At 66.8% G+C, this 7222-nt stretch carries 5 protein-coding genes; 4 read left to right on the forward strand and 1 reads right to left on the reverse strand.

The genetic code is table 11. The features are described 5' to 3' along the window. The first annotated feature begins 546 nt into the window (after positions 1 to 546). Positions 547 to 1431, forward strand: coding sequence for a LysR family transcriptional regulator (locus BGN95_RS14185; RefSeq protein WP_286773025.1), 885 nt, complete (start codon positions 547 to 549; stop codon positions 1429 to 1431). Positions 1432 to 1434: 3 nt separating this feature from the next. Here BGN95_RS14185 and BGN95_RS14190 read toward each other — a convergent pair whose 3' ends face one another. Beyond that, positions 1435 to 3729 (reverse strand): TonB-dependent receptor plug domain-containing protein, encoded by a 2295-nt coding sequence (locus BGN95_RS14190; RefSeq protein ID WP_286773026.1) that lies wholly within the window; start codon positions 3727 to 3729, stop codon positions 1435 to 1437. 194 nt (positions 3730 to 3923) lie between these two features. Here BGN95_RS14190 and BGN95_RS14195 point away from each other — a divergent pair, with 194 nt between their 5' ends. The 3 genes from BGN95_RS14195 to BGN95_RS14205 all read left to right on the forward strand — a co-directional run. Continuing rightward, entirely contained in the window at positions 3924 to 4760 is an 837-nt protein-coding gene (locus tag BGN95_RS14195; protein WP_286773027.1) for a metallophosphoesterase family protein, read from the forward strand. Further along, positions 4757 to 6061 carry an MFS transporter gene (locus BGN95_RS14200; RefSeq protein ID WP_286773028.1) on the forward strand — a complete coding sequence of 435 codons (1305 nt, stop codon included), beginning with the start codon at positions 4757 to 4759 and terminating at the stop codon, positions 6059 to 6061. The genes BGN95_RS14195 and BGN95_RS14200 overlap by 4 nt, the downstream gene beginning before the upstream one ends. A 149-nt stretch (positions 6062 to 6210) precedes the next feature. Beyond that, on the forward strand, positions 6211 to 7222 hold a 1012-nt coding region (locus BGN95_RS14205), incomplete at its 3' end, for an MFS transporter (protein ID WP_286773029.1).

Here is a 7222-nt window from a genome sequence, read left to right on the forward strand (position 1 = left end):
GCTGACATGCACGGTGTCGCTACCTGCCGCGCAGTATGGCAATTTGATCTTGAGAGGGGCGTGCGTTGGTGTCGTAAGTGTTCATGTCTGCCGGCCCCTTGTTTGCGGTCGGGCCGGCAATGCCACCGCCCCAATAAGGCGCGATCGCGAAGCGGTCGGTGCTCTGAGAGGTATTTTCCCAGTCGAGTCCCGTGCAGCGCTGCCAAATCCGAGCGCCGCCTGCCACGCGATGACGTGGAGCGTGCGCCGGCTCCTTCGCTGCCGACAGCCGTGATCGTGGTGCCGGACGCATTATCCGCAAGCGCCTGATACACTTGTGCGCCCTGGCCGTTGATCGTCATGAAGATATGCTCGCCGGTGTTGACCGCGTACCTGCGCGTCCTCTTGGCAGCGACGGGCAAAATGGAGGCTCTGCGACCAGGCCTCAGGGCGCCCGCGACGCCTCTGTGCCCTTGGCCAGCCACTCCTATCGGCCGGAAGCGTACTGCCAGCTCCTAACCAGGGAACGTCCCTCAACTGTCACGCAAGTGATATAGGCTTGCCGGTATGCGGCGATCCCTTCCTCGGCTTGAGCAGATCGAGGCGTTCATCGAGGGCGCGCGCGGCCCCACGTTTCGCGCCGCGGCCGATCGATGCGCGCTGAGCGCCGCAGCTTTCTCCCGCCGCATCCAGGCCTTTTCGGATCATGTCGGAGCGCGGCTGTTCGAGCGGACCGCGGGCGGCGCGCGGCTGACCGACGCGGGCAAGGATTGCTTCGCGGAGCTGGAACCCGCCTATCTCGAGCTCCGACGCATCGCGGAAAAGGTCGGCGACCGCGGGCGCCGCGATGTCACCTTGTCGCTGTCGCACTCGCTTGCGGTCGGGTGGCTGATCCCCCGGCTGGAGAAATTCCGCGCGCGGCACCCGGATATCGCGCTGACGCTCAAGACCGATCGTGGCGCCCGCGGGGTGCGCAGCGGCGAAGCTGATCTCGGGATATGCTTCACCGATATCGATCTGACCGGGCTCGACCATGTCGACTTGCTCAACGTCGCCGCCACGCCGGTCGCGGCACCGCAGATCGCCCGGGCGTTCGCGGAGGACGGTCTCGATCGCTATCCGCTCCTGTCGGTGACCCAGCCAACCGATCTGTGGGATTGGTGGACCCGGTCCACGGGAAGACCGATGCCGAGCGGGCAAGTGACTCGATTCGAGTTCATCCACGCGCTCTATGAGACCGCCTCGCAAGGGCTGGGCGTTGCGATCGGTTCCAGCCCGACGGTCTGGCCCTTCCTGGAGGCCGGGCGGCTGGAGCGGATCGGCCTGCCGGTGGCGCGTTTCCCGGGGGGCTATCAGCTCGCCGCCGCGCCCGACCGCAAGCGGCGTGGACCGGTCGGCGCGGTATGGCATTGGCTGGAAGAGCAAGCCGCGGCGACACCGCAGCTCGCCTGACTCTCAATAGCGGATCGAGAAACGCGCGAAGAATTCGCGGCCGTTGAAGTTCAGCCCGCCGGCCTCGGTATAGAGCCGGCCGTCGGTCTGGCCGATCACCTGATCGGGAAAGACATTGGTGAGGTTGAGCACGCCGAGATCGAACCGAGTGCCCTTGCCGGCATCGACGCCCAGCGTCAGGTCGACCTGGGTCTTTGGCCCGAACCGCTGCACCGTGCCGAGCGGCGCCGCGCGGAACGGCCCGTAATTGACGGCATTGGCGTTGAGGTGGAAGGCCCCAAGGGTGACGCCGGCATTGGCGGTGATCTTGCTGAGCGGTTGCGAGTCGACCAGCACGCCGATCGAGGTGGTGCCGAGCAGCGGCAGGCTGGGCAGCACGCTGTTGGTGCTCAGCCTGGTCAGCTTGTTGCGGAATCCGCCATAGCCGAGCGAGAGGTCGAGCAGCCCGGTCGACGCCTTGCCCGCCGACCAGTGCAATGTCGCCTCGATCCCTTCCGACCGGGTGTCGGCGGCGTTGGTGAAGAACCGCACTTGCGAGGCGTTGGTGATGCCGTTCGCCAGCAGGATCGCGGTCACCGCCGGCCCGGTCAGCGATTCGCTGAAGGTGATGCGGTTCTTGATGTCGATGCGATAGATGTCGATCGACAGGTCGAGCTGGCGCATCGGCGTGAGCACGATCCCGCCCGAATAATTGCGCGACGTCTCGGCCTTGAGCGGCGAAGCCCCGAGCGCCCTCGACACCGGATCGCGCACCGCGAAATTGCCGACATTGACCAGTACGCCGTTCGACAGCTGGCTGGTGACGGTCGAGAAATATTGCTGTTGAAGCGAAGGCGCGCGAAACCCCGTGCTGATCGTGCCGCGCAACGCCGCGAACGGCGCCGCGCGCCAGAACAGCGAGCCTTTCCAGATCGTGCGGCTGCCGAAATCGCTATAATCCTCGTACCGCACCGCGCCGCCCAGATCGAGACCGGGAAGCAGGCTCAGTTCCGCGTCGAGAAAAGCGCTGAGGGCGTGACGATCGACATGGACCGGCGATGGCGGGTTGTAACCGGGAAAGCCCTGCGCGCCGGCGCCCGCATAGGACAGGGGCTCGCCCTTGCGCAGCTTGTACCATTCGTAGCGATGCTCGATACCGATCGCGAGGTTCGCGCCTGCCAGTAGGTCAATCTTCCGGTCGATGGTCAGGTTGGCGATGTTCTGCGTATAACGCTGGCCGCCGCCGTCGAAGCTGGTCGGGCTCGCCGCGCCGAGCGAGGTATTGACCGAATTGGCGACGCGAATGTCGGCGCGGTTGTAGCCGATGGTATCGCTGAGGTCCCAGTTCCAGCCGGCGATCGCGCCGCGCAGCCCGACCGCGCCGCCCAGATCGAGCGTCCGCTGGCGGATCATCGGCAGGAAACCCTGGGGGTAGAAGCCCGGCGAGACACTGGGCAGCCGGAACAGCGGGGTGGATTCGGTGAAGCGGCCGTCGGCGGTGGCGAAGGCGTAAGCGGTGATATTGGCACCGAGCGGGATCTCGCTATTGAGCGCGAGATTGGCATCCTTCGATCTGGGATCGCCGAGCCGCTGTGTGACGCGGCCGAAGCGTGGGTCGACCGCCGCGGCATTGGTATGGGCGCGCGAGCGGAATTCCGATGTCACCGTGAGGAAACCGCCGTCGCCGATCGAGAAACCGTTGCGGGAGGCCGCCGCCAACGTGCCGCCGTCGCCGCGCTCGGTCGCGCCGCCGCGCAGCGAGGTAAAGCCACCGCCAGCATCCTTGCGCAGCACGACGTTGATGACGCCGGCGATCGCGTCCGAGCCATATTGCGCGGCGGCACCGTCGCGCAGCACCTCGATCCGCTCGATCGCCGACGCCGGGATGGTGTTGAGATCGACCGGCACCGTGCCACGCCCGACGCCGTTATTGGTGTTGATGACCGCGGCGGCGTGGCGGCGATGGCCGTTGACCAGCACCAGCACCTGATCCGGCGTCAGGCCGCGCAGCGTCGCCGGCCGCGTCCCTGCCGCCGAGGGAGAGGTGACCGCCGGCACGAAGTTGAACGAGGGCGACAATGCCGACAGAGCGCGAGTGAGGTTATCGGCCCCCTGATCGGTCAGCGTATCGCCGCTCAGCACGTCGACCGGCGCCGGCGTATCGGTGCGCAGCCGCGGCGTGCCGCGCGACCCCACCACCACGATGTCGGTGGACGCTTCGGCGTTGGGAGCTTGCGGATCGGGTGCCGATTGGGCGCGGGCGGCGGTAGCGGTCCCCAGGGCAAGGGCTGCGCTGGTCAGGCATAGCTGGCGAATCATCGGTCGGTCCCCTCTGGTCGCCGCGGCCTTGACCGGATGGAGCCCTGATCGGCCAACGCAAAGCATGCGTCGCGTGTTGCGGGCGATGCAATTTGCACGCGACGCAACGCGCGATGCCGCGGTTGCGCTTTCCGCAACGAATTGCGCCGGGGCAGGAAGCGACGCCCACCAACCGCGCAGGACCGCGAGACGTCATGAAGATTGCGCTGATCAGCGATACGCATCTGGCCGCGATGGCCACAGACTTTGTCAGCAACGCCGTGGCGGCGATCGACTGGATCAATAGCGACGACTTCGATCTGGTCATCCATCTCGGCGACGTGACCGCCGACGGCATCGCCGCGCCCGGGCAAGTCGAGGAAGCGAAAACGGTGCTGGACCGGCTCGACGTGCCGTTGCTCTGTGTCCCCGGCAATCACGATATCGGCGACAATCCGGTGCCCGGCCGGGCGCTCGGCGAAAAACCGTTCGACGCCGCCGCGCTCTGCCTGTTCCGCACTGCCTTCGGGGCCGATCACTGGCTCTACTCGGCGGGCGACTGGGCGCTGATCGGCCTCAACGCCCAGCTGTTCAACACCGGCAGCGCGGAGGAGACCCGGCAATTCGACTGGCTGTGCAGCGCCTTGGCGGCGGTCGACGGGCCGATCGGGCTGTTCCTGCACAAACCCTGGCTGCGCGTCGCGCTCAGCGATCAGGAGCGGCACCCACGCTATGTTCCATTGGAACAGCGGCTCGCCCTCGCGGAAGTGTTGGCCGGCCACGATCTGCGCTTCGTCGCGAGCGGGCATACGCATCAGCTGCGCCGGCTGACCGTCGATGGCGTCGAGCATTTCTGGGTACCGTCGACCGCGTTCGTCATCCCCGACAGGATGCAGGAATGGATCGGCGAGAAGATCGTCGGCGCGGCCGTCCTGACGCTCGACGGCGACGACTATAGGCTCGACTTCCAGCGGGTGCCGGGGGTGGCGCACCGCGATCTCGGCGATTATCGCGCGATCTTCCCGAAGCTCGGCGCGATTTTGGGCGAATGACGGACCGCAGCATCGGACCGCGTTACGCGCCCTATGCGCTCGCGGTGCTGATGGTCGCTTATGTCCTGGCGTTCGTGGACCGCCAGGTCCTCAACCTGCTGGTCGAACCGATCAAGCACGACCTCCAACTGAGCGACACCGGGATCAGCCTGCTTCAGGGTTTGTCGTTCGCGCTCTTCCTGTCGATCGGCGGCCTGCCGATCGGGCGGCTGGTCGACACCAGGCGGCGAGTCACGGTGCTGAGCATGGGCATCGCCTTCTGGTCGATCGCGACCGGGTGCTTCGGCCTGACCCGTATCTATGCCGTGATGCTGCTCAGCCGGATCGGGGTAGGTGTCGGCGAAGCGACGATGACGCCGTCGGCCTATTCGTTGCTGGGCGATTATTTCCCGCCGCGCCGGCTCGGCCTCGCGGTGGGGATCTATTCGATGGGGGCGTTTATCGGGTCCGGGCTCGCGATGATCCTGGGGGGAGCAATACTGGGCATGCTGCCCAAGGGCGACGTATCCCTGCCATTGGTCGGCGCGGTTCGGAACTGGCAAGCGATCTTCCTGCTGCTGGTGCCGATCGGGCTCGGCGTGGCGTTATGGGTCGCGAGCTTGCGCGAACCGCTCCGGGGCGCGGGGGACAGCGACGAGACGCCGGGCTGGGGCGAGGTGCGGCGCTATTTCGCTGCGCATTGGCGGCCGATCCTGGGGGTCGATGCCGCGGTCGGCTTCACCAATATGGCGGCCTATGGGCTGCTTTCCTGGACCCCGGCGATGATGGCGCGGACGTTCCAGATGGGGCCGGCGGCGGTAGGGTGGCGGTTGGGCTGGATCGTCATCCTTGCGTGCAGTGCCGGGACCTTCGCCGCCGGGCTGGCCGGTGATGCGTTGCGATCGCGCGGTCGCGAGACCGGGCGGCTGATGGTGATGGCGGGTGCGCTCGCTGCCGCGATCCCGCTCGCGATCGCGGCTCCCCTGATGCCGGCGCCCGGGCTGTTTTTGGCCCTCACCACCGCCTTGCTGTTCTGCCTGTCCGCCGCACTCGGCTCGGGGCCGGCGACGATGCAGGAGATCACACCGGGCCGGATGCGCGGCATTCAGCACGCGATCGCCGTGCTCACCGCCAATCTGCTCGGACTGGGGCTGGGGCCGACCATCGTCGCGCTGATCACCGATCGAGTCTTCGCCCAGCCAGCTGCGGTCGCGTGGTCGCTGGCGATCGCGCTGCCGCTCATGCTGCTGATTGCGCTCGGGTGCTGCGCATTCGCCATGAAAGTCTATGCCGGCGCCTTGCGAAGTCAGCAAATCCCCTGACCGCTGCCCACCGCAATGACGGACAGCCAACGGCGACTGCCATGCCTTCCGATAGATGCCGTTCAGCGCTGTCGCCAATTTGAAATTATCGGGTCGTACGGGCGGTAGCGGTACGGCGTCAGGCTTGCCGTCGCCCATTGATGCGAAAGATGCCCCCGATCGCGAACATCACCACAGAATATCGGATGATCGCCTATTCGTCGGGCAATTTCGGCAAGGCCCTGGTGTTCAGCGGCGCGGATCTGACGATCCTGTTTTTGCTGACCGACGTGCTGGGGCTGAACGGTGCCCAGGCAGCGGGGCTGATGCTGTTCGCGGTGCTCGGCGATCTGGTGTTCGATCTGCTTGCGGCCCGGCTCGTCCTCCATTGGCGGGCGGCGGGACGAGGCTATCGCTGGACGATAGCCTTGGCCGCGCTGCCTTGTGGGGCGGCGTTCGGATTGATCTACGCAATGCCGGTGCTGGGCCTGCGTCGTGGCTGGATGCTTGCGACCGCGATCCTCATTTTCCGCGGCGCCTATGCGATCGTCGACGTGCCGCACAATGCGCTGATGGCGCAGATCAACCGCGACAGCCGGGCGCGGGGGCGCGTCTCCGGCTACCGGTTGCTCTTCAGCACCGCGAGCGCGCTGGCCATCGCCACCGTGCTCACCCCGCTGGTGCAGCAAGCGGGGCGGGCGCGACATTTTGGCGCGTTGGCTTTCACCGGGATCGGTGCAGGCCTGGTCTTCGCGCTGACCATGCTGCTGTGCGTTTGGGGCTCGGGCGCGCGCGGCGGGAACGGCACAGAATCCGCGCTTCGGGGCGATCGCATCGCCGTTCCGCTACGCGACCCGATGGTGTTGGCAATGGGCGCGCTGGCCCTGCTCACCGGTTTCGCGATGCCGTGTTTCGGTCGGATGCTGATGTATCTGGGAACCTATGTCGTTGATCGGCCGCGTGCAGTCACCCTGCTGCTTATCGCGCTGACGGCAGGGCAATGCGGTGGCGTCCTCGCCTGGACCGCGCTCACCTACCGCTTCAGCAAGAGCCTTCTTCTCGGGGCGGGGCATGCGGTGAGTGCGCTGGGCCTCCTGTTCTTCGCCCTGAGCATCGCGTGGCCGGCGGGGCAGGTGGCGAGCGCTGCGCTGATCGGTTTCGGCTTTGCGAGCGTGTTCATGC

Origin of the sequence: Sphingomonas sp. 66-10, from assembly GCF_001897045.1 — a bacterium.
Lineage (GTDB): Bacteria > Pseudomonadota > Alphaproteobacteria > Sphingomonadales > Sphingomonadaceae > Sphingomonas > Sphingomonas lycopersici.